General features: G+C 58.0%; 17 protein-coding genes and 2 pseudogenes. 4 read left to right on the top strand and 15 right to left on the bottom strand.

Going from position 1 to position 20,953, the window contains the following annotated elements; translation table 11 throughout:
* Positions 1-3 precede the first annotated feature (3 nt).
* Positions 4-1,545, bottom strand: a complete 1,542-nt coding sequence (locus tag ACFOSS_RS10490; protein WP_377152302.1) for a mechanosensitive ion channel family protein — start codon at positions 1,543-1,545, stop codon at positions 4-6.
* Positions 1,546-1,922: 377 nt separating this feature from the next.
* On the opposite strand from ACFOSS_RS10490, the gene ACFOSS_RS10485 reads away from it, so the two are divergent.
* Both ACFOSS_RS10485 and ACFOSS_RS10480 read left to right on the top strand, forming a co-directional pair.
* Positions 1,923-3,176, top strand: a complete 1,254-nt coding sequence (locus ACFOSS_RS10485; RefSeq protein WP_377152301.1) for an anaerobic sulfatase maturase — start codon at positions 1,923-1,925, stop codon at positions 3,174-3,176.
* A gap of 123 nt (positions 3,177-3,299) precedes the next feature.
* Positions 3,300-4,883: an arylsulfatase gene (locus tag ACFOSS_RS10480; RefSeq protein ID WP_377152300.1), complete on the top strand. Its 1,584-nt coding sequence runs from the start codon at positions 3,300-3,302 to the stop codon at positions 4,881-4,883.
* 85 nt (positions 4,884-4,968) lie between these two features.
* On the opposite strand, the gene ACFOSS_RS10475 is transcribed toward ACFOSS_RS10480, so the two are convergent.
* Complete coding sequence (locus tag ACFOSS_RS10475; RefSeq protein ID WP_377152299.1) at positions 4,969-5,823, bottom strand: SDR family oxidoreductase; 855 nt, start codon at positions 5,821-5,823, stop codon at positions 4,969-4,971.
* A 100-nt stretch (positions 5,824-5,923) separates the two neighbouring features.
* On the opposite strand from ACFOSS_RS10475, the gene ACFOSS_RS10470 reads away from it, so the two are divergent.
* Positions 5,924-6,316: a winged helix-turn-helix transcriptional regulator gene (locus ACFOSS_RS10470; RefSeq protein WP_377152298.1), complete on the top strand. Its 393-nt coding sequence runs from the start codon at positions 5,924-5,926 to the stop codon at positions 6,314-6,316.
* A gap of 83 nt (positions 6,317-6,399) precedes the next feature.
* Positions 6,400-7,599 (top strand): chromate efflux transporter, encoded by a 1,200-nt coding sequence (chrA, locus tag ACFOSS_RS10465; protein WP_377153897.1) that lies wholly within the window; start codon positions 6,400-6,402, stop codon positions 7,597-7,599.
* A 41-nt stretch (positions 7,600-7,640) separates the two neighbouring features.
* Here the strand turns inward: chrA and arsB are convergent, their stop codons facing one another.
* The 13 genes and pseudogenes from arsB to nifH form a co-directional block, all read right to left on the bottom strand.
* Complete coding sequence (arsB, locus tag ACFOSS_RS10460) at positions 7,641-8,708, bottom strand: ACR3 family arsenite efflux transporter (RefSeq protein ID WP_377152297.1); 1,068 nt, start codon at positions 8,706-8,708, stop codon at positions 7,641-7,643.
* Positions 8,709-8,735: 27 nt separating this feature from the next.
* A pseudogene (locus ACFOSS_RS10455) lies at positions 8,736-9,134 on the bottom strand (protein-tyrosine phosphatase family protein); the annotation flags it as partial.
* A 165-nt stretch (positions 9,135-9,299) separates the two neighbouring features.
* Positions 9,300-9,641: pseudogene (locus ACFOSS_RS10450) on the bottom strand (ArsR/SmtB family transcription factor); the annotation flags it as partial.
* A gap of 109 nt (positions 9,642-9,750) precedes the next feature.
* Complete coding sequence (katG, locus tag ACFOSS_RS10445; RefSeq protein ID WP_377152296.1) at positions 9,751-11,937, bottom strand: catalase/peroxidase HPI; 2,187 nt, start codon at positions 11,935-11,937, stop codon at positions 9,751-9,753.
* 221 nt (positions 11,938-12,158) lie between these two features.
* Positions 12,159-12,974: a TOBE domain-containing protein gene (locus ACFOSS_RS10440; protein WP_377152295.1), complete on the bottom strand. Its 816-nt coding sequence runs from the start codon at positions 12,972-12,974 to the stop codon at positions 12,159-12,161.
* 68 nt (positions 12,975-13,042) lie between these two features.
* Entirely contained in the window at positions 13,043-13,801 is a 759-nt protein-coding gene (gene modA, locus ACFOSS_RS10435; protein ID WP_377152294.1) for a molybdate ABC transporter substrate-binding protein, read from the bottom strand.
* A gap of 518 nt (positions 13,802-14,319) precedes the next feature.
* Positions 14,320-15,018 (bottom strand): Fe-only nitrogenase accessory AnfO family protein, encoded by a 699-nt coding sequence (locus ACFOSS_RS10430; protein ID WP_377152292.1) that lies wholly within the window; start codon positions 15,016-15,018, stop codon positions 14,320-14,322.
* A gap of 22 nt (positions 15,019-15,040) precedes the next feature.
* Positions 15,041-15,568: a pyridoxamine 5'-phosphate oxidase family protein gene (locus ACFOSS_RS10425; protein ID WP_377152291.1), complete on the bottom strand. Its 528-nt coding sequence runs from the start codon at positions 15,566-15,568 to the stop codon at positions 15,041-15,043.
* 16 nt (positions 15,569-15,584) lie between these two features.
* Positions 15,585-16,013: a hypothetical protein gene (locus tag ACFOSS_RS10420; RefSeq protein WP_377152290.1), complete on the bottom strand. Its 429-nt coding sequence runs from the start codon at positions 16,011-16,013 to the stop codon at positions 15,585-15,587.
* Positions 16,014-16,068: 55 nt separating this feature from the next.
* Positions 16,069-17,457, bottom strand: coding sequence for a Fe-only nitrogenase subunit beta (gene anfK, locus ACFOSS_RS10415; protein WP_377152289.1), 1,389 nt, complete (start codon positions 17,455-17,457; stop codon positions 16,069-16,071).
* A 12-nt stretch (positions 17,458-17,469) separates the two neighbouring features.
* Positions 17,470-17,826: a Fe-only nitrogenase subunit delta gene (gene anfG / locus ACFOSS_RS10410; RefSeq protein ID WP_377152288.1), complete on the bottom strand. Its 357-nt coding sequence runs from the start codon at positions 17,824-17,826 to the stop codon at positions 17,470-17,472.
* 1 nt (position 17,827) lies between these two features.
* Positions 17,828-19,417, bottom strand: a complete 1,590-nt coding sequence (gene anfD / locus ACFOSS_RS10405) for a nitrogenase iron-iron protein, alpha chain (protein ID WP_377152287.1) — start codon at positions 19,415-19,417, stop codon at positions 17,828-17,830.
* 155 nt (positions 19,418-19,572) lie between these two features.
* Entirely contained in the window at positions 19,573-20,583 is a 1,011-nt protein-coding gene (gene nifH, locus ACFOSS_RS10400) for a nitrogenase iron protein (protein WP_449301178.1), read from the bottom strand.
* Positions 20,584-20,953: the final 370 nt, after the last annotated feature.

Below are 20,953 nucleotides of genomic sequence, written 5' to 3'. Positions count from 1 at the left end.
CGCTCACCGCCGCAGGTCACTCTGCCCTGCTTCCCTGACACTGGCATCCGCCTTGGCGTCAGGAGCCTTTGCAGGTGCGGCATACCAGTTCGGCTTGCCAACGATCTTGGCATCAGCCGGATCGGCAATATAGTGCGGTGACATGATTTGCACGCCATATTCGTTGAAAACATCCTGAATATTCGCCAGCAACATACTCATCAACTGGGCCCTTGATCTGGGTTCCGTAGGCACCGCCTGCGCTACCAGCCGGTATTCAGGATAAAAATCCGACAAGGATATCTGGAAGACCATGGGGGCCGGATCGGTCACCACCCCGTCCGTGCGACGACAGGCCTCCAGCAACAGCGCCTCCACCTGCCGCCACGGCGTGTCATAGCCGATGGTGACAGTGGTATCGACCAGATAGCCGCTGCCCTGCACGATACGTGAATAGTTACGTGTCACCGAGCCAGTAATCATGGTGTTGGGAATGGTCAAGGTCTCCCCTACACCTGTCATGATGCGGGTGGTAAAAATCCCCATCTCGACGACGGTGCCCTCGTTATCCCCCACCTTGATGTATTCCCCGCGCTTGATGGTACCGGCATAAGTCAGGATCAGCCCGGCAGCTGCCTGGCCAACCACATTGGACGCGCCGAGGGAGATCATCAGGCCGATGAGTACCGACAATCCCTTGAACGCCTCGGTCCCTGCGCCCGGCAGATAGGGATAGGCCATTGCCAGGGCAAATAACCAGACTGCCAGCGAAATCAGCCTGTTGGTTGGAGCCAGTGTTTCTGGTGTCAACCAGCGGAGGGTGCCGGGCATCGCCAGACGCAGCATCAATGCTTTGAGTATGCCGATGACACCTCGGGCCAGGAAGAAGATCACCAGCACGATCAGCAGCCCGGGCAGCGAGCTTGTAATGGCACCGATAAAGTAGCCCAGCAGCGACAATAGATAACTGTTGAGCTCCTCACCCCACGGGCGGGTATAGGGAAATTGACGCAGCACAAAGCTGCACCACTCGTACACACAAAGCAGTATGAGTGACCAGCAAAGGATCCCTAACGTACCGCGCAGAATGGGAAACAACAGGCCAGCATCAAACACTGAGGTATGACCAATTTTTAACTTGCTGGTGTGTTGTCGCATCAGTGGCAACAGACGCGCCAACAGCCTGGAGCGGCTGAACAGCACGACACGAATGCAGACCAGCAGCAGCAGGGTGGCCAGCATAAAATAAACCAGCGCCTGTAACAGATAGCGCGCACTGCGCAACTGTTCCGATTCAGAGATGACCAGTCTCAGCTGCGCAGCGGCCGCAGTCGCCACCGTATTCACCGACTCATCCTCTGGCAGCAGATCTTTGGGTGAGATAATGAAGGCGCGCTGCCCCCCTATCAGCACCAGCATGCTGGTATCGATCGGGGTCGTCGTTACGCCCAGCTCCCCACCTTCTTCCAGTGCATCACGAATGACCCGTTCAGCCCGCCTGACCCGCGCCTGGGCACTCTCACCGAGCAGCGTGCCTCTGAGGGTCACCACAGTTCGGTTAGCCACGACTAACTCAGCCGCGGAGCCAGATTCTGGTGACAGATTGACGGGAGCTTCGGCTCGGGCGACGGGCCACAGAAACGAAAGACAAAACAAGATCCACGAGAGGTAACGCACCATGCTCAGAGTCCTTCTGTCCGCATCCATGATGGTTACGTTAGCCAATCCCTGCACGCTTGTCTAACCCTCGGCATTCCCGAAGCAACAGAGGCGCGGTCAAAAAACTTTATTAACATATTCATCAAGTTGTAGTTTTGGCGCTGATAGCATCAGCACGTCAGACTCCTTTTCCCATCAGGTGCATAAAGTGTCGATCACCATTCTTGGCGCCATATGAATTCAGTGTTAGCTTAGCCTGAATGGCTAATTCGCAGGATCACCCCATGTCCATTCCCGTACTTAACCTGCCCGCCTTGCCTGGCGATCGGCATTATCGCTTTCATGCCATGGTCAAACCCACAGGGGCACGCTGCAACATCGACTGCGACTACTGCTTCTATTTGCACAAAACCGACCTGCTCCACCATGACCGCCACAGCCAGATGAATGAAGCGACGCTGGAGCAACATATCCGCCAATACATTGAGGCACAAACCGGTGATGAGGTGGTGTTTTCGTGGCAAGGTGGCGAGCCGACGCTGATGGGACTGGCTTTCTTTGAGCGGATCGTCGAGCTGCAACGACGGCACGCCAAGCCCGGACAGCGTATCGCCAACGATCTTCAGACCAATGGCATTGCGCTCGACGATCACTGGATTGAATTTTTATCTCGTCACGGATTTCACGTCGGCCTCTCCATCGACGGACCGCAGGCCCTGCACGATGCCTATCGCAAGACCCGAAGTGGTAAGTCCACCTTTAGCCAGGTGATGGCCGCCGCCAGCCGGCTTAAAGCCGCCAACATCCCTTTTGCCGCCCTGTGTGTTGTCAACCGACTCAATGCCCTGCACCCTCGCGAGGTCTACCGTTTTCTGGTGGACGAGGTGGGCACCTGGCGCGTGCAATTTACCCCGGCCGTCGAACCGAAACTCTACCGGCAGCAAGCACCCGCGCAGCTGGCTGCCGCCATGTTACCTACCTATGACACAGCCCAGGCACACCCTGGCCATCTTCAATCCATTGTCACCGACTGGTCAGTCGATCCCGATGACTATGGCCGCTTTCTGATCGGCGTCTGGGAGGAGTGGAAGGACAACGACTTGGGACGCGTGCATGTCAACCTGTTCGAAACGCTGATTGCCCAGGCCGCCGGTTTTCCTGCGCAGACCTGCACCCAGTCCGAATTCTGCGGCAAGGCACTGGCCGTGGAACACGATGGAGAGGTCTTCTCGTGCGATCACTTCGTCTATCCTGAATACCGGCTCGGCAATCTGCATCATACCCATCTCGGCGACATGGCCTTCTCCACTGCCCAGCAACAATTTGGGCTAGCCAAACGCGAGACCTTACCCAAGCAGTGCCGTCGTTGTGACTACCTGCGTCTGTGCTGGGGGGAATGCCCCAAAAATCGATTACTTAAATCGCAAGATGGTGAGCCAGGTCTCAATTATCTTTGTGCCGGCTTGTATCGTTTTTACCAGCACATCGGTGCCGATGTTGTGCAGATCCTGCAGCACTTGGGCTATCTCAAACGCTAGGACTCGCCGTATTCGTCCTTATTTCCAGACAACACCACCAGAGGACCAGACCATCACGACAGATATAAATTCACACTAACGCGACTGTGCTTCATCAAAGCTGATTACAACAAGGAGTACGAGATGAAAAAGACTGTTCTTGCCTCGGCACTGCTGGCAGCGCTCTCCTGGACGCCGGCCCTGCATGCCGCGGAATCCGGCCACCCGAATATATTGGTCATCTTTGGTGACGATATCGGCTGGCAGAATGTCAGTGCCTACGGCATGGGTACCATGGGTTATCTCACCCCCAATATCGACAGTATTGGTAAACAGGGGGCGATCTTCACCGACCACTATGCCCAGCCCAGCTCCACCGCCGGCCGTGCCGCCTTTATCACCGGCCAGTACCCGATCCGCTCAGGGATGACCACTGTCAGCATGCCTGGTGGCGATCTGGGTCTCAAAGCTGCCTCACCGTCGCTGGCAGAGGTGCTGAAGGCACAGGGGTATGCCACCGGCCAATTCGGCAAGAACCACCTGGGTGATCACAACTTCGCTCTGCCGACTGTCCATGGTTTCGATGAATTCTTTGGCAACCTCTACCACCTCAATACTCAGGAAGAGTCCGAACAGCGAGACTACAAGCACTTTGCCGAAGCCTACTCCGGCTCCGTTGAAAAATACGATCAAAAGTTCGGCACCCGTGGCGTGCTGCACTGCTATGCCACCAGCAAAAACGACAAGACCGTCGAGCCGCGCTTTGGTGAAGTCGGCAAGCAAAAATGTACCGATACCGGCCCGCTGACCCAGGAGCGGATGAAAGATTTCGATGGCAGTGAAGTGATTCCAGCCGCGTTCAAGTTCATCGATAAATCGAAGAAAGAGGGCAAACCATTCTTCGTCTGGCTCAACACCAGCCGGATGCATCTGTATACCCGTCTGAACGATAAGTGGCGCTATGCGGCAGAAAACAATACCAGTGAATACGATTTCCATGGCAGCGGCATGTTACAGCACGACCATGATATCGGCGTAGTGCTCGACTATCTGAAGCAAAACGGGCTAGATAAGAACACTGTCGTGGTCTATAGCACCGACAACGGTCCAGAACACTCCTCCTGGCCGTATGGCGGCACTACCCCATTCCGTGGCGAGAAGATGTCCACCTATGAGGGCGGCGTGCGCGTCCCCATGATGGTTCGCTGGCCTGGTCATATTCCAGCAGGTGAAGTATTGAATGGTATTCAGGGACACCAGGATCTGTTTACCACGCTCTCCTCCATTGCCGGCGTCAAGAATGTGGCCGATCTGATGCTCAAAGAGAAGAAGCAGTTCATTGATGGCATCGACAACCTGGATTACTGGACCGGCAAGGTCAAAGAATCACATCGCAACTCCATCCTCTACTACTACGAGGACAAATTAACCGCCGTCCGTCTTGGCCAATGGAAATTCCACTTCTCCACCAAAGAGGACTACTACGCCAACGTTGTGCCGCTTACCGTGCCGAAGATCTACAACCTGCGTGCCGATCCGTTTGAAAGCTATGACTCCCGTGATGCACAAGGCCATCTGTTACAGAAGATGTCCTGGTTGCTGGCACCGGTGAATGAGATCATTGCCCAGCATATCAAGTCGCTGAAGGAGTACCCGCCGGTACAAGGCGGAACCAGCTTCGACATGTCTGACATCATTTCGCAAACCATCAAGAAAGGTCAGCAGTAGCATCCAAAGCGTCGGCCAAGGCCGACGCTTTTTTTACTGCCCTCAGTCCACGCGCGTTAATACCCTCAACGACAAGCCTGCGACCTCATTGGCCAATCGCCGTCGCAATCATCGCCTGCCACGGCGTGGTCGCATGGCCTATCAGCTGGCTCAGGGTATGGCTGTCATCGAACAAACCGCCTTGGCTGGCACCGACATCGGAGTCGGCCAGCAGCTGGGCAAATGCAGGTGGCAAACCGGCCTGTTCCAGCACGGCCGCAAACTCGACCTGGGGCAGATCCTGATACACCACGGGTTTGCCGGCAGCCTCGGCAATAGCCGCACTGAATTGCGCCAGCGTATAGGCCTCATCACCGGCCAGTTCATAGAGGGTGCCGGTGGCCTGCTCCCGGGTCAGCGCCACGGCGGCAGCCTCGGCATAGTCAGCCCGGGCGGCCGAGGCGATAAGTCCGTCACCGGCACACCCCAGGAAAGCCTGATGACTCAGTGCCGCCGGAATCGAGGCCAGGTAGTTTTCGGTGTACCAGCCATTACGCAGCAGTACATGGTTGAGTCCTGAGTCACGGATGAGCTGTTCGGTCTGACGATGTTCCTCAGCCAACCCCAGCGGGGAGACATCGGCATGCAGCAGACTGGTATAGAACAGCCAGGGCACGCCGGCCGCCTTGGCCGCGTCAATCACCGCCGCGTGTTGTGGCAGGCGCTGGCCTATCTCATTGCCGGAAATCAGCAACACCTTGCGGGCACCGCTAAAGGCACTGCGCAATGACGCCGCATCACTATAGTCGGCCCGCCGCACCACCACACCGCGCGCAGCCAGATCGGCCACCTTGTGCGGACTGCGCACCGCAGCGACGATTTGCTCGGCAGGCACACGCTGCAGCAGAGACTCGATCACCAGACGACCCAGTTGGCCAGACGCACCTGTAACTACAATCATGTCTTTCTCCTTGGTAAATTCAGTAGACGACACTAAAATAGCCACCTAACAAACTTTTTGTAAGTACGCACCAAAAGGTAAGTATGCAATGAGCGAGACCATGGATCAGCCTGTTGAGGGTGAGCATCGCCTGGGAGACCTACTGGCCCGAGGCTATGTGTTTTCAGAAAAATGTCCATCGCGCGAGGTGCTTAAACACGTGACCAGCCGTTGGGGCGTGCTGGTGTTAGTCGCGCTGCTGGCCGGCACCCACCGTTTTAGTGATTTGCGGCGCAAGATCGGTGGCGTCAGCGAGAAAATGCTGGCGCAGACGCTGCAGTGGCTGGAGCAGGATGGCCTGGTGCGCCGTACCGCCTATCCGGTGGTACCGCCCCATGTCGAATACGATCTGACGCCAATGGGCCTGGAGGTGGCACGCCACGTCGAGCAGCTGGTGGATTGGATTGAGGACAATCTGGGCGCCATCCTCGCTGCCAGGCCGCAGACGGAATGACGACAGTTACATGTCATCTGCCTGTCATGCTGGCTGGTGAAAATCGATGATTGGACATAAAACGCACCGTGACTAACCGTGTGATGAACAGACGCGCCCACGATCACCACCCGCTGGTTATTTTCCTGATCTTTTTACGCCTGGGTCTGACCAGCTTCGGCGGACCCATTGCCCACCTGGGTTATTTTCGGGCCGAGTTTGTCACCCGCCGCCGTTGGCTGGACGAAGCCGGTTATGCCGATCTGGTCGCGTTGTGCCAGTTTCTGCCCGGGCCCGCCAGCAGTCAGGTCGGCATGGCGCTAGGACTCGGCCGCGGCGGCTATGCCGGTGCACTGGCGGCCTGGCTCGGCTTCACGCTGCCATCGGCGCTGGCGCTACTGCTGCTGGCGCTAGGCTTGCGCCAACAGCCGGAACTGGCGCTGCAGCCGCTGTTTCACGGTCTCAAGGTCGTGGCGGTGGCGGTCATCGCTCAAGCTGTCTGGGGCATGGCACGCCAGCTCTGTCCGGACCGTACGCGCCTTACCCTGATGGCGCTGTGTGCCAGTGCCGTCCTGCTCTATCCAACGGCCAGTTTGCAGTTGCTGGTGTTGCTGCTGGCCGGCATCGCCGGACTCTGGCTCTGCCCGGCCCACCCTCCCCACCTCGCCGCTGCTCGGCCCTGTCCAATCAGTCGTCGTGGTGCGCTGGGCTGGTTGTTGCTGTTTGCGGTCCTGCTGCTGGCATTGCCCTGGTTGGCACAGCAATTTCCAGAGTCGTTATTTCCCTCGCTGGCGCTGTTCTATCGCACCGGCGCCCTGGTATTTGGTGGCGGGCATGTAGTGTTACCCCTCTTGCAAAGCGAGCTGGTCAGCACTGGTCGTCTGGATGCCGATCTGTTTCTGGCCGGCTATGGTGCGGCCCAGGCCGTACCCGGTCCGCTGTTTACCTTTGCCGCATTCGCCGGCGCCGTCCTGAACGGACCGCTCGGTGGCGTCACGAGTGGACTCGTCTGTCTGCTGGCCATCTTCGCGCCGGCGTTTTTGCTGCTGGCCGCCAGCCTGCCGTACTGGCAGACCTTGCGCCAGCAACCCAGGTTGTGTGCCGCGCTGGCCGGAATCAATGCCGGCGTCGTCGGCCTGCTGCTGGCAGCGCTGTATGATCCGGTCTGGACCAGCAGCATCCACTCCGCCGGCGATCTGGTGCTGGCGCTGCTGGCCTTTATCGCGCTGCAATTCTGGCGCCTGCCACCCTGGTTAGTGGTGCTCGGCTGTGGTGTCACCGCCTTGCTGCTGGCTGCATTGTAATCGCCAGCCAGCAGGCGGAATGCAGACAGACCGAGTTACCATCAGTGACCGCAACCGGCCTGATACCAATCGCGACTGCGATTAACGACACGCACCACCAGCAGCATCACCGGCACCTCGATCAGTACGCCCACCACGGTCGCCAAGGCGGCGCCGGAGTGAAAACCAAACAGGCTGATGGCGGCCGCCACTGCCAGTTCAAAGAAATTGGAGGCGCCAATCAGTGCCGATGGACAGGCGACGCTGTGCTTCTCGCCGACCACACGGTTTAACCAGTAGGCCAATGCGGAGTTAAACAGCACCTGGATCAGGATCGGCACCGCCAACAGCGCGATCACCAGTGGTTGCGCCAAAATGGCTTCCCCCTGGAACGCAAACAGCAATACCAGCGTCAGTAACAGCGCCGCCATCGACCAGGGTTGGATCCGTGCCAGCGCTTGATCAAAGCAGTCTTGTCCACGGGCCAACCAGCGTCGCCGCAGCCATTGCGCCAGCAATACCGGAAGCACGATGTAGAGCAGCACCGAGGTCAGCAGGGTATCCCAGGGAACCGTGATGCTGGAGACCCCCAGCAGCAGTGCCACCAACGGCGCGAAGGCAAACACCATGATCACATCGTTCAGCGCAACCTGCGACAAGGTGAAATAGGGATCACCCGAGGTCAGGCGACTCCAGACAAACACCATGGCGGTGCACGGCGCCGCAGCCAGCAGGATCAAGCCGGCGATGTAGCTGTCGATCTGATCGGCCGGCAGCCAGTCAGCAAATAATTGCCGGATAAACAACCAACCGAGAAACGCCATCGAAAACGGCTTGACCAACCAGTTGATAAACAGCGTCACTCCTATGCCACGCAGATGCTGGCGCACCTGATGCAAGGCCCCAAAATCGATCTTGACCAACATCGGAATGATCATCACCCAGATCAACAGGCCGACCGGCAAATTGACCCGAGCCACTTCCAGGCTACCAATCGCCTTGAACAGTGACGGCGCCAGCTGACCCAGCGCGATGCCCGCTAAAATACAGAGCCCCACCCAGACGGTGAGATAGCGTTCAAAGAAACTGATCGCCAGGACCGCCTGCGGCGCCTGATCCTTGTGCTGCATATTTTGCTTCTCCCTCGATAGTCGCAGTTAAACGCCGGGTGGCGCAGGATACAGACGCTCGAGACTTTCGCGCTGTACTGGTTTGACATTCAGTTGTGGCCGAATCGCCTTGGCCTGCGCGATTGCCGAATCGACATCGCGCGCCAGCCCCAGCGCCAGGAGCACGCCTGCCGCCACGGTACCGGTTCGACCGCGTCCGGCACCGCAATGGAAGGCCACTTTGTGGCCCTGCTGATACGCTTCCATCACGGCGGCAATGGCGGACGCGAACAGGGCCGGTTCTGGCGCTTCGGCGTGATCGGCCAGCGGGATCTGCACCCATCGCACACCTTCGGCCGTCGCGGCACAAGCCGTGGCTTCCTCACGCAGGTCGACGACCACCTCAACACCGTCCTCATCCACCATTTGCTGGATATCGGCAGCACCGCCGAAGTAGATACGCTCAGGGATCAATTCATGATATGGCTTGTTCATTTTCTCTCTCTTGTAAGTCACATCGGCGCCAAGCGCCCTGTATTCACCGGCGGAATTACATCCAGCGACCTGTGTCGTCGCAGCACAACATCCGGCGGCAGAGCGCCCGGACAGCGGGGGCAATAGCAGCGGAGCACAGCCAGCATCGGCGCGCAGGCTGGCACACTGCTCCGGATGGCCGGCACAACACTGTTCGGTCAGGTAGGCGATAAGCTCCAGCATCAGCGGCAGATTGGCACGGTAACGCTGAAAGCGTCCCTCCTGCTCCACGGTCACGAGACCAGCATGGGTCAATGCCTTGAGGTGAAACGACAGATTGTTCGGCGCAATCACCAACTCGGCAGCCAGCTGGCCGGCCACCATACCTTCCAGGCCAGCCTTGACCAGCAGACGGTAGGTCTCCAGCCGGACACCGGAGGCCAGGGATTCAAATACTTTGGTCGCGATATCTTGATTCATACTTCGATATTACAAGAGTTATTGAAATATTGAAATGACCTTGCGAACTGACGCTCCCGCTAGATAAAAAAACGCCGGCACGTGGCCGGCGTTTTACGCTCAACGTTAATCACAGATCGAAACGATCGGCATTCATCACCTTGACCCAGGCGGCGACAAAATCACGCACAAACTTGTCACTATTATCATCCTGGGCATACACCTCGGCATAGGCGCGCAGTATTGAATTGGAGCCGAATACCAGATCGACTCGGGTCGCGCTCCACTTCACCGCACCACTGGCTCGATCGCAGAGGTGATACAGGTTGTCGCCGGCGGGTTGCCAGCGATACGCCATGTCGGTCAAGTTGACGAAGAAGTCATTGCTCAGTACCCCGACGCGATCGGTAAACACACCGTGCAAAGTGCCGCCATGGTTGGTGCCCAGCACCCGCATGCCGCCCACCAGCACCGTCATCTCCTTGGCCGTCAACCCCAGCAGTTGCGTGCGATCGAGCAGCATCTCTTCCGGCGTCACCGCATAACGCTGCTTTTGCCAGTTACGATAGCCGTCATGCAGCGGCTCCAGCACGGAAAACGACTCGACATCGGTCATCGCCTGTTCGGCATCGCCTCGTCCCGCGACAAACGGTACCGTCAGCGGCACACCGGCATCCCGCGCCGCCTGTTCAACCGCGGCACTGCCGGCCAGCACAATGAGATCGGCCAGGCTGACGGGTTTGCCAAACGCGGCCTGAATCGTTTCCAGCACCGCCAGCACCTTGTTGAGGCGTTCAGGCTCGTTGCCAATCCAATCCCGTTGTGGCGCCAGACGAATGCGGGCGCCATTGGCTCCACCACGGTAATCCGAACTGCGGAAGGTGCGGGCACTATCCCAGGCGGTACTGACCAGCTCCCCGACCGACAGGCCCGACTGCAGGATGCGCTGTTTAAGCTGACTGATCTCCGCCTCGGTCGGCACATAACGCGCCGCCGGGATCGGATCTTGCCAAATCAGTGCTTCTGCCGGTACATCCGCCCCCAGGTAGCGACTCTTGGGGCCCATGTCCCTGTGGGTCAGCTTGAACCAGGCGCGAGCAAACGCATCAGCAAAGGCAGACGGATCCTGATGGAAACGACGGGCAATCGGCTCGTAGATTGGGTCAAAACGCAGTGATAAATCCGCCGTCGTCATCATCGGTGGATATTTCTTGCCCGGATCATGGGCATCGGGGATCAGGTGTTCAGGCTTGACGTTTTTCGGCGTCCACTGCTTGGCTCCAGAGGGGCTCTTGGTCAGCTCCCACTCATAACCGAACAGCATGTCGAAGTAGCCATTATCCCACTGTGTCGGATTCGGCTTCCAGGCCCCTTCGATGCCGCTGCTGGTGGTGTGCACCCCAACGCCACTCGCCAACCGGTTATGCCAACCCAGGCCTTGTTCCTCGAGTGCGGCGGCTTCTGGCTCCGCACCGACCAACGCCGGATCGCCGGCCCCGTGCGCCTTACCAAAGGTGTGGCCGCCAGCGACCAACGCCACTGTCTCCTCATCATTCATCGCCATGCGCGCAAAGGTCTCGCGCACATCACGGCCGGAAGCTACCGGATCCGGGTTGCCATCCGGACCTTCCGGATTGACATAGATGAGCCCCATCTGTACCGCAGCCAACGGGTTCTCCAGCTGGCGTTCACCGCTGTAACGGCTGTCTGGCTTATCACTGGTGGCCAGCCATTCCCGCTCCGAGCCCCAGTAGATATCCTTCTCCGGATGCCAGATATCCTTGCGGCCACCGGCAAAACCGAAGGTCTTGAAGCCCATCGACTCCAGCGCCACATTCCCGGCCAGAATCATCAGATCCGCCCAGCTGATCTTGTTGCCATAGTGCTTCTTGATCGGCCACAACAGGCGACGCGCCTTGTCGAGGTTGACGTTATCCGGCCAGCTGTTGAGAGGGGCAAAACGTTGGCTGCCGGTGCCGCCACCACCACGACCATCTGCAGTACGGTAGGTACCTGCGCTGTGCCAGGCCATGCGGATCATCAGTCCACCATAGTGGCCCCAGTCGGCTGGCCACCACGCTTGACTGTCGGTCATCAGTTGGCGCAAATCCCGTTTCACCGCCTCCAGATCCAGTGTTTTGAAGGCCGCGGCATAGTCAAAATCGGCATCCATCGGATCGGTTTTGCTGTCGTGCTGATGCAGAATGTCCAGATTCAGGCTCTTGGGCCACCAGTCGGTGACGCTGCGGCTCTGGCTACTCTGGGCGCCGTGCATGAAAGGGCACTTGCCCCCGCTGGCAGTCGGTTTATCACTCATCGCTTACCCCTTATCTCATCCGTACGGTCGGTTCTCTTCCCTGTCGTTATCGCAGCACAGCAACAGGGCCTCGTGTGTTGACTTGATTGTTGTGCCTGACCGCAGTTTTTGCCATCAGAATGGGCAGATTGGGGTAATCGAACATTTCAATTGCCAGAGTATGAAATCATCGAAAAGATGCCCATTACAATATAACGGGCACACAAAGAGGCACTAATGTCTCAGCGCTTGCACAACAGGACAGACGAGGCCTTGAAGAAGGCTACCGCCGTCGCCCCCTCCTTTAACTCCAGGCGCTCGACACTATCCCGCGTGACGACGGCACACACCGTCTTGCCCCCGGCCAGCTGCAGACTGATCTCGGCATTGACCGGGCCATCGTGGATACGGGCAATTTGCCCGCGCATCTTGTTGCGCGCCGTGGTTTTGATGTCCGTATCCGTCATCAGCAATACCGACGAGGACTTGACGATGGCAAACAGTTCCATACCGAGTTGCAACTGCATCGCCTCGGCCGACTCGCGGGTGATCACCGAGACGATCTCGTTATCATCGTCGAGTTGCAACCGCACCTCGAAATCCACTTCACCACTGCGCATCGCGACAATTTTGCCGGCAAACTGATTACGCGCACTGGTCTGCATCGACATGCGCCTGAGCAGTTGCTGGAACGCCTTGAAGTTGGCGCTCTGGGCGTTGTCCATCTGTGCCGCCAGGCGATCCATCGCCTGCTGGTACTCAGCCTCCACGGCACGATACAGCGCAATCACCCGCTGGCCATAGTCCGTCAACTGGGTTCCCCCGCCATTGCGCCCGCCGGCGGCACCGATCACCAGGGGTTGTTCGGCGAGGTTATTCATCGCATCGATGGCATCCCAGGCCGTCTTGTAGGAGATTGGAATCGTCTTGGCGGCCCGCGAGATGGAGCCATATTTGCCAATCGCCTCCAGCAGACTGATACGGGTATCGCCTAAAAAAGTCCCGAATTCGGTGTCCACTTCGAGGCGGGTTTTCAATTTGTGATTCGACAGCGTCATCTTGTCTCCAAAGTCCAACACACTCTGTCAGACGAACAGGTGCAGGCCAGGCCCTGCGGCCCCAGTGCTTAATCCAGATAGCCGTATTGATGCATGATCGCCTTGGCCGCCGGCGACTTGAGGTAGGCGAGCAGCGCCTTGGCGGCCGCATCATCCGCACCGCTGTTGAGCAGTACGGCATCCTGGTACAGCGGCGCATAATCCTCGAGAGGGACCATCCAAACAGAGCCTTGACCCGGCTTGCCATCCTTATAGACCTGAGACAGCGCCACAAAGCCCAGTTCGGCACTGCCACTGTCGACAAACTGCTTGGTCTGGGAGATGTTGTCGCCCTGCACCAGCTGGCCGGCCAGCTTGGTATTCAGGCCGAGTTTGGCCAGCACCTCGGTCGCCGCCTGACCATACGGCGCCGTCTTCGGGTTGGCGATGGCCAGATGCTTGAACTGTCCCTGGCGCAACACCTCGCCTGCAGCATCTACTCGCTTGGCATCGGCAGACCAGAGCACCAGCTGGCCACGGGCATAGGTAAATGCACTGCCCGGCACCGCCAGCTTCTCGGCGAGCAGTTTTGCCGGTGTCTTCTGATCGGCGCTGATGAAGATGGCAAACGGTGCGCCGTTTTTGATCTGGGTGAACAACTGCCCGGTGGCGCCGGAGGAGATCAGCACCTGGTGTCCGGTCTCGGCGCTGAATTGGGCACTGATCTGCTGCAACGGCGCGAGAAAATTCGCGGCCACCGCCACCTTGATGTCATCGGCACACGCACTGCTTGAGGCCAGCAGCACCAGCCATCCCAAGCATGCACTCCGGCTCCCTGTTTTCAGCATCCGATTGCTCCCCTCGACGTAATATGACCGCGCTTGTAGCGGACAAAGTAGACACGGTGGCGCTGCCAAGGTGTCAGGCACCGTTATCTACGCTTGTACATATCCTTACAAAAGAGATGCCAATTTGCTGAAGCAGGATTAAAGGAGGGCGGTATTGGTAACAAAATCGAAACGCACGCTGTTACGCAGCATATCAGCTCAATAAAGACGGCATGGATAGCGGAAAGTTTGCTCCTGCTGTGATACCGGAACAGCCAGATACTGCTCGCAGCCAGCATCATCACGGCTGCCATGCACCACGGCGTAGCGCGATGCACCGCTATGGCATCAATTCCACAACGACCGCGACCCAAGATGACAAGCCCGCCTCCGCGACCGGCGAGGCGTGAAAAAGGCGAGGCAACGCTCGCCGCCGCTTGGATTGACCGCTTGCCGTCGGCCTCACTGCCCGGCGCTCTGGTCCGCCACGCCGGCACGGCTCACGACACCGGCTGCCCCGCCAAAACTCACGTCGCGGCCTACTGCGGCGCAGGGTCTGACGTCACCAGCAGATGGATCAGCGTCGCCTCATCGGGCAAACGCTGCAGCTGCAGACCTAGCCGCGCCAGCTCCGGCTCCAGCCAGCGCGGCGGATGCGCACAGCGCAGATGCAACTGGCTAAACGGCTGCTCACGCAGAAAGGGCAGCAACAATTGCTGCGAATTCATGCCGCTGGCTGCCAGACTCAACGCCAGGTTGATGGCATAGCTGCCCGGCACACCATCGTCGGTCGGCAGCGGCATCAAGCTGGCCTGCTGCTCGGGAGCCAGCAGGGTGTGCCCCTGGCTTGCGCTGTGTCGGCCGCGACAACCGCCGCCCGCTGGCGTCACGGGTTCAGCTCGCTGCGCGGCAGCCGCCCGGATCTGCTGCAGTGCCGGTAGCACGGGGCCATCGAGGCGCCACATCATCAAACCACAGCCATCGATGATGGCGCGCACGAAGCCGTGCATCTGGCGCACCACCAGATCACGACAACCGGCCTCCTGCAGCTGCGCAAGCAAGCGCAGCAGCGACGGACGCATGACTTCCAGGCTGGATGACGTCGCAAAATCAAACGGCAGCAACGCCACCCGTTGCCACTCCCGTTCGGCGTCAACATAGTGATACACCCCTATCTGACCCTGACCTGCGAGCGCTTGCACCTGCCCGGCCGCGTCGATACAGACGGCTACCTTCATTCCTGCCTCCTGTGGTCAGACGCTACGCCGCGGCGATGCCATGCTGTTTGCCTTTCATCGCCACTATCTGGATGCGCACCACGCTCGTCGCCGTCAAACTGGCATCCGGATAATCGAAGTGGCGATCACTGAAGCGGGCGACGATGCGATCCAGCACCGCCACTTTTTGCGCCTTATCCTCGATCAGCTGGCAGAGCCCCTGGCCAATCACGGTACTATGCCGCGCCTCGAAATTGCAGGCCAGGTTGTCGGCGATCACCCCCTGGTAATCGCTGATACAGAAACAGACTTTCGGATTGCGCGCCAGCAGTGCCATCTTGGTACCGCGCCTGGCGCTGTGAAAATAGAGTGCCTCGCCGTCGTAGGCATAAAACAGCGGCAGCACGAAGGGCTCGTCAGCGCTGGCCAGCGCCAGGTACATCAGATGGCCCGCACTCAGGATTTGCTGCAACTGCGCCGGGTCGGTGATCTCCCGATCCTCGCGGCGCATGGCGCCATGAGGGTGACCCGCTGCCAACGGCGGCAGGATCTGCTGGTTGTGTTCAGTCATGGGCATTACCTGCGGGTCAAAAGGGATCGGCCGTGGGCAATAGCAACCCCTGGGCAGAAAAATGACTCACCAGATCACCGCAAATGGCCAGCGCCTGTTCGGCATCGGCGGCCAGCGGCGTGCCGTGATGATAGTGATCGAGCGAGCAGATGCCAAAGATGCTATCCAGACTGCGAATACGCTTGTTCAGCAACGCCGGAAACGTGCGGTCTACCTCCTCGGCACAATTCATCAGGCTGCCGTAGTTATGGTTGAACGGCATCGCATCGTGGTAGGCGCACAGGGCAATCAGATAACACTCGATGGCGATGGACGCCACATTGAACACCAGGCTCGCCGGCTGTCCTTCATGGGCGAATTGACAGGCCCGGGCGTGATAACCATCGGCATCACTTAAGTTGCGCAGATAACGCTGCTTGGCTTGTTCAAACAACAGCTTGGTCATGGGACCTCCTTGATGGGTTGTCAGGGCGGGCCCAGGGCCCGCCCACTGTGACGCCTTACCAGACGTTCAGGATCCACTCCTTGTTCTTCTTGTATTCCATGTCAGTGAACAGGGTGTTGGCCATCTGCTCCGCCAGCCAGATGGCACCGGCATACCCCACCACCGGATGGCGATAGAGACCGGCCCGGTCATAGGTCGGGAAACCGACCCGCACCATAGGAATGTTCTGGTCGATGGCGGTGAAGCGTCCCTTGGAGTGGCCGAGGATCAGATCCAGCTCCAGCCCCTCGTTGGCGACGCGATTCTCCAGCTCCCACAAGTCGGCATTGGTGACGATCTCCATGTCCCAGTCGACGTTAGCGCGCAGTGCCTGGACTCGGGGGTCCTCCTCGTAGAAAGGGTTGTCATCCCCGAGCAGCAACAGCTTGGGCTTCATCTCCAGATCGATGCAGAACTCTGCAAGGCCAAGCACCAGATCCGGATTGCCATAGATGGCCACACGCTTGTCCGCCAGGAACATGTGTACCAGATCGGTCAGTGCATCCAGCGCCACGCCGCGTTCGCGCACCAGCGACGGCGGGATCGGCTTGCCGGTCAGGGTCTGCAGGTGCTTCAAGAAGATATCGGTATTGCGGATGCCAATCGGCGTCGGCCCTATGATGGTCGGCAGCGCAAACTGTTCCTGCAGGTACTTGGCCGCCTTGGCCCCCTCGTAGCGGTTGAGCGCCAGGGTGCCGATGGCGTTGGCGGTGCCCTGCAGATCGGCGATGCTGGTGCTGCCGTGGGAGGTGTGATTGCCCTCCGGCATCAACGGCGAATCAAACGCCTCGATCTCGAACAGTACGGTGGCGTCGATGCCCATCTCGGCCACCAGATGCTTCAGCGCCGTCACATCGCCGGGATTGACCCAACCGGTCAGCAGGTTCAGCTTGCCGTTCGGTTCACCACGGGTAGCAAAGTATTTGACGAAGTCGCGCACCGCATTGTCATAGCCATGGATCATGCTGCCGACAAAGCTCGGGGTATGCACCGGGATCAGATGCACCTCGCGCCCGGCATATTTCTCCTTGAGCAGCCCGTTGTTGAGCTTGGTGATCAGACCGTCGATGTCATCGCCGATCACCTCGGTGGAACAGGTGGTGATGATCGGTACCACCTTGACGTGGGGGTAACGCATCAACAGCACGTCCACCGCCGTCTCGACCCGATCCAGCGCGCCAAACACGGCGCCGTCCTCATGCACCGACGACGAGGCGATCTCGAAGCTCTCCTTGAGATGCTGGGAGATCAGCAGGCGCACGAACATCACGCAGCCCTGGCCGCCATGCACGATACCGATGCAATCCTCGATGCCGATGCTGGCAAACTGGGCACCGGCCGGCTGGCAGGTGAAGATCGGATTGATCACCCCGGCCCGGCTTTTTTCCATCATTTCGCAACTCATGCTCGTTACTCCCTAGTAGTGCCGGTCGGTCAGCTCGGCATTGAGCGAGCCGCTGATAGTGAGAAAATCCAGTCGCTGGTGCACACCCTGCATCAACGCACGGATCTCGTGGTGGCTCATGGTCGCCAGCCAGGCAAAACGTTCGCGGTAAGCCTCTGCCAGACAGACCGCATCGGCCCAGTAGCAGCGCTGCTCCGGCGTGCTCAACTCCACCGGCTCGTCACACAGCAAAGCCGTGGTGGTGCCGAGGATCTGGGCGTTCTGCCGCTCCCGATCCCAGGAGCGGGAGTGAAACTGCCACAGGCACTTCTTCATGATGTAATCGATCATCTGCTCTATTTGTTGCTGTAGCGGCGGTTGCTGTTCCATATCAGCCTCCCTGCTCGGCCAGTTCCGGCACCGGCATCGGTGCCGCCTGGCGTGGAAAATGTGGATAGACCCGGGTTTTCAGCTTGGCCAGGCTGTCAAATTCGCCGCTGTACGGACGCAGCGCCGGATCGTTACGCACCGCGTCGCTGAGCGTGGCATCGGAGAGCATGCGTGCCGTCCGGAAACCCAGATCCGTGGGGATGTCGTCCTGGCTGATGTCGATCAGTGCCAGCTGATGGATCGGTGAGTAGATGGCGTTGTAGATGTCGCGGGCAAACCGCACCCAGCCTTCATACCCTTTCCACGGGCCATTGTGATAGGCGTGGGCGTTGAGGTAAGGCACGCGGATCTTCTTGGCGACCTCGCCGGGGCGCTTGCCGGTGAAGATGATGTCCGGCTTGAGCTTGTACATCGCCTCGAGCCCTTCAAGCTCGTTGGGATCGTCAATTGCCAGCGCCCCCTCTTCGCAACGCGCTATGCCCTTCTCCATGTCCCCCTGGTGGCCGAATTTGGTGTACAGCGACACCACCTGCACCCCCATCTCCTCATGGATGACATTCGCCCAGTGCCACAGCTTGGAGCCGCCAGGCCACAGGCAGACCTTCTTGCCCTGCAAGCGAGCCTTGTACCAGTCCAGCTCCGGCTTCCAGCGTGCCGTCTCCTCGTCGATGATGGCCTGGGCCCGCTCCTCGATACCAAAGAACAGCGCGATCTTGCGCAGCGACGACGACAGCGGCTCGAAACCAAAGCCATCGATGTCCAGACGCGGTATGCCATAGCGCACCCGCAGCTCGTTGCAGATGTATTCGGCCGAGCGGGCACACTCCAGCACGTTGAGCTGGGCGCGGTGCATGGCGCGCAGATCGTCATACGAGCCGTTGCCGGTGAAGGTGGAGAGAATTTGCACCCCCATACGCTTGAAATAATCCTGCATCACCTCCTGATCGCCTTGAATATTATATTCACCGACGTAATTGATGACGTAATCACTGGTTATTTCCGGCTCGACAGTGCCGACTTTGTTTTTTACCCAGGCAATATTAATCGTGTGGTGACCACCCGATTGGCTCGGGCCGCGAAATCCGGGCGAATTACAGACAAATATATCCACCTCTGGCATTTCATCCATGACTTCCTGGGCAATGGCCTCAATATCGTCACCGATCAGTGCCGAGGCGCAGGTTTGATATATCGTCATCCGCTTGATTTCAGGATGGGCCTTAAACGCCTCGACAATATTATTCTTCAGCAATTTTTCGGCGCCAAAGACAATATGCTTCTCTTTCATGTCGGTGGCGAAGGTATATTTAAGCTGGAAATTATCATTGTCACTAATATAGCGTTTTGTTTGCCAGGTATCATAGGTACAACCGACAGGACCATGACTAATATGAATCACGTCCTTCATCGGGGTACCGATAACATGCTTGGCACCGCAATAGGCACACCCGCGTTCGGAAATAGTGCCAGGAATGGTATTTAAATAACCTTGCGGCAACGCGTCCGTAATTGTTTCTACCGGACCTTTAAGCACGGCGTGCTGTTTACGCTCCGGAATGCATTTGCTGCAATCAAACTCATGGTAAGGCATGATGAGGCCCTCGTTAATTACCGGCGTATTCTCCGCGGGTATAGATTTCCCGACCGGATATACCCGACTAGATAGCTGGTACTGAATGAATGCGCCGGCAGCGGCGGGCTAACATGCCCCGCCGGGGCCAACACGCATGGCGCCCAGATCAGGCGTCAGTCCATCAGGCCATATTTGACGACCATGGATTCGAGCTGATCCATCGTCAGCGGGCTGGGGATTACAAAGTCCTTGTTTTCCAGGATTTTTCTTCCCAACTCACTGTATTCCTTGGCCTGATTGGCTTGCGGGTCGAATTCGGTGACGGTCTTTTTATTGAATTCGGCTTTTTGCACGATATTGTCACGCGGAACAAAGTGAATCATCTTGGTGCCAATAGCCGAGGTAAATTCCTCAAGGAACTCTTTTTCACCATCCACCTTGCGGCTGTTGCAAATAATACCGCCCAGACGAACCCCACTCTGTTTGGCATATTTAACCAGCCCTTTACAGATATTGTTGGCGGCATAAATCGCCATCATTTCACCGGAGGCGACGATATAGACTTCCTGCGCCTTACCATCGCGGATCGGCATCGCAAAGCCGCCACACACCACGTCACCCAACACATCAAAGAAAATAAAATCCAGCTCCTCGGTGTAGGCGCCATTGGTTTCCATCAAATCGATAGCGGTAATCACACCACGACCGGCGCAGCCGACCCCTGGCTCAGGGCCACCGGATTCAACACAACGAATATCTTTAAACCCGGTTTTCACCACCATTTCATTAGTGATTTTCTCGGCACCTTTATCGCGCAAGACATCCATCAGGGTTTCTTGCGGTTTGCCGCCGAGAATAAGGCGGGTGGAGTCAGCCTTGGGATCACAGCCGTGAATAAAGACTTTCTGATTATGAAAATAGGCCAGTGCCGCAGCCGTATTTTGTGTCGTCGTGGATTTACCGATGCCGCCCTTGCCATAAATAGCGAGTTTACGTGTCATGGTGGAGCTCCTTTCCATTTGCCAATGTAATAACCGAAGAAACAGTGAACAGCAGAAAATATGTATCAGCGTGCAAGGCAATGTTTGCCTGTTATTAACAACGCAATGGTCGTGCCATATTCGGCTAGCGCTATATAAATTTAAAAATAGCGTGTCGAAGCTCGGTTTATTTTGGCGCACCACGTGACTAACATACTGAAATTAATCTGCTTTTTTTCTTGCTGCGCCGCATTGGCGCTGATAGCTGACTCGTCGCAACAGACTGCAAACCGCCAATTCAGCAGTGCGATCTGTACCAGGCGGCGCAAAGGGCTCCGGCTAACTGTACCGTGCTGAACCTTTTCGGTACTGGCCTGGTATTGCCCTCGGATCGCGTCAACAGCGAGCACCGCCACCGTCGCCATCCAGGCCGAAGCCTGTTACCGGCATTGTTCGTGCTATAGGGAAATATATGGCGCCATTTTTGCAATCAACCCTTCAAATGGCGTGCCGTGGCGGCTAGACAACACGGCACCACAACCCGGTCACAAGCTAATCCGCGTTATATAAAGCA

The organism is Pseudaeromonas sharmana (assembly GCF_042649925.1).
Classification (GTDB): Bacteria; Pseudomonadota; Gammaproteobacteria; order Enterobacterales; family Aeromonadaceae; genus Pseudaeromonas; species Pseudaeromonas sharmana.
This window is presented reverse-complemented; position numbering and strand designations above follow the sequence as displayed.

What these genes read in the sequence shown, in the direction of transcription:
- ACFOSS_RS10485 (WP_377152301.1), top strand. Translation starts at nt 1,923, where the DNA reads ATGTCCATTCCCGTACTTAACCTGCCCGCCTTGCCTGGCGATCGGCAT.
- ACFOSS_RS10480 (WP_377152300.1), top strand. Translation starts at nt 3,300, where the DNA reads ATGAAAAAGACTGTTCTTGCCTCGGCACTGCTGGCAGCGCTCTCCTGG.
- ACFOSS_RS10475 (WP_377152299.1), bottom strand. Translation starts at nt 5,823, where the DNA reads ATGATTGTAGTTACAGGTGCGTCTGGCCAACTGGGTCGTCTGGTGATC.
- ACFOSS_RS10470 (WP_377152298.1), top strand. Translation starts at nt 5,924, where the DNA reads ATGGATCAGCCTGTTGAGGGTGAGCATCGCCTGGGAGACCTACTGGCC.
- chrA (WP_377153897.1), top strand. Translation starts at nt 6,400, where the DNA reads ATGAACAGACGCGCCCACGATCACCACCCGCTGGTTATTTTCCTGATC.
- arsB (WP_377152297.1), bottom strand. Translation starts at nt 8,708, where the DNA reads ATGCAGCACAAGGATCAGGCGCCGCAGGCGGTCCTGGCGATCAGTTTC.
- katG (WP_377152296.1), bottom strand. Translation starts at nt 11,937, where the DNA reads ATGAGTGATAAACCGACTGCCAGCGGGGGCAAGTGCCCTTTCATGCAC.
- ACFOSS_RS10440 (WP_377152295.1), bottom strand. Translation starts at nt 12,974, where the DNA reads ATGACGCTGTCGAATCACAAATTGAAAACCCGCCTCGAAGTGGACACC.
- modA (WP_377152294.1), bottom strand. Translation starts at nt 13,801, where the DNA reads ATGCTGAAAACAGGGAGCCGGAGTGCATGCTTGGGATGGCTGGTGCTG.
- ACFOSS_RS10430 (WP_377152292.1), bottom strand. Translation starts at nt 15,018, where the DNA reads ATGAAGGTAGCCGTCTGTATCGACGCGGCCGGGCAGGTGCAAGCGCTC.
- ACFOSS_RS10425 (WP_377152291.1), bottom strand. Translation starts at nt 15,568, where the DNA reads ATGACTGAACACAACCAGCAGATCCTGCCGCCGTTGGCAGCGGGTCAC.
- ACFOSS_RS10420 (WP_377152290.1), bottom strand. Translation starts at nt 16,013, where the DNA reads ATGACCAAGCTGTTGTTTGAACAAGCCAAGCAGCGTTATCTGCGCAAC.
- anfK (WP_377152289.1), bottom strand. Translation starts at nt 17,457, where the DNA reads ATGAGTTGCGAAATGATGGAAAAAAGCCGGGCCGGGGTGATCAATCCG.
- anfG (WP_377152288.1), bottom strand. Translation starts at nt 17,826, where the DNA reads ATGGAACAGCAACCGCCGCTACAGCAACAAATAGAGCAGATGATCGAT.
- anfD (WP_377152287.1), bottom strand. Translation starts at nt 19,417, where the DNA reads ATGCCTTACCATGAGTTTGATTGCAGCAAATGCATTCCGGAGCGTAAA.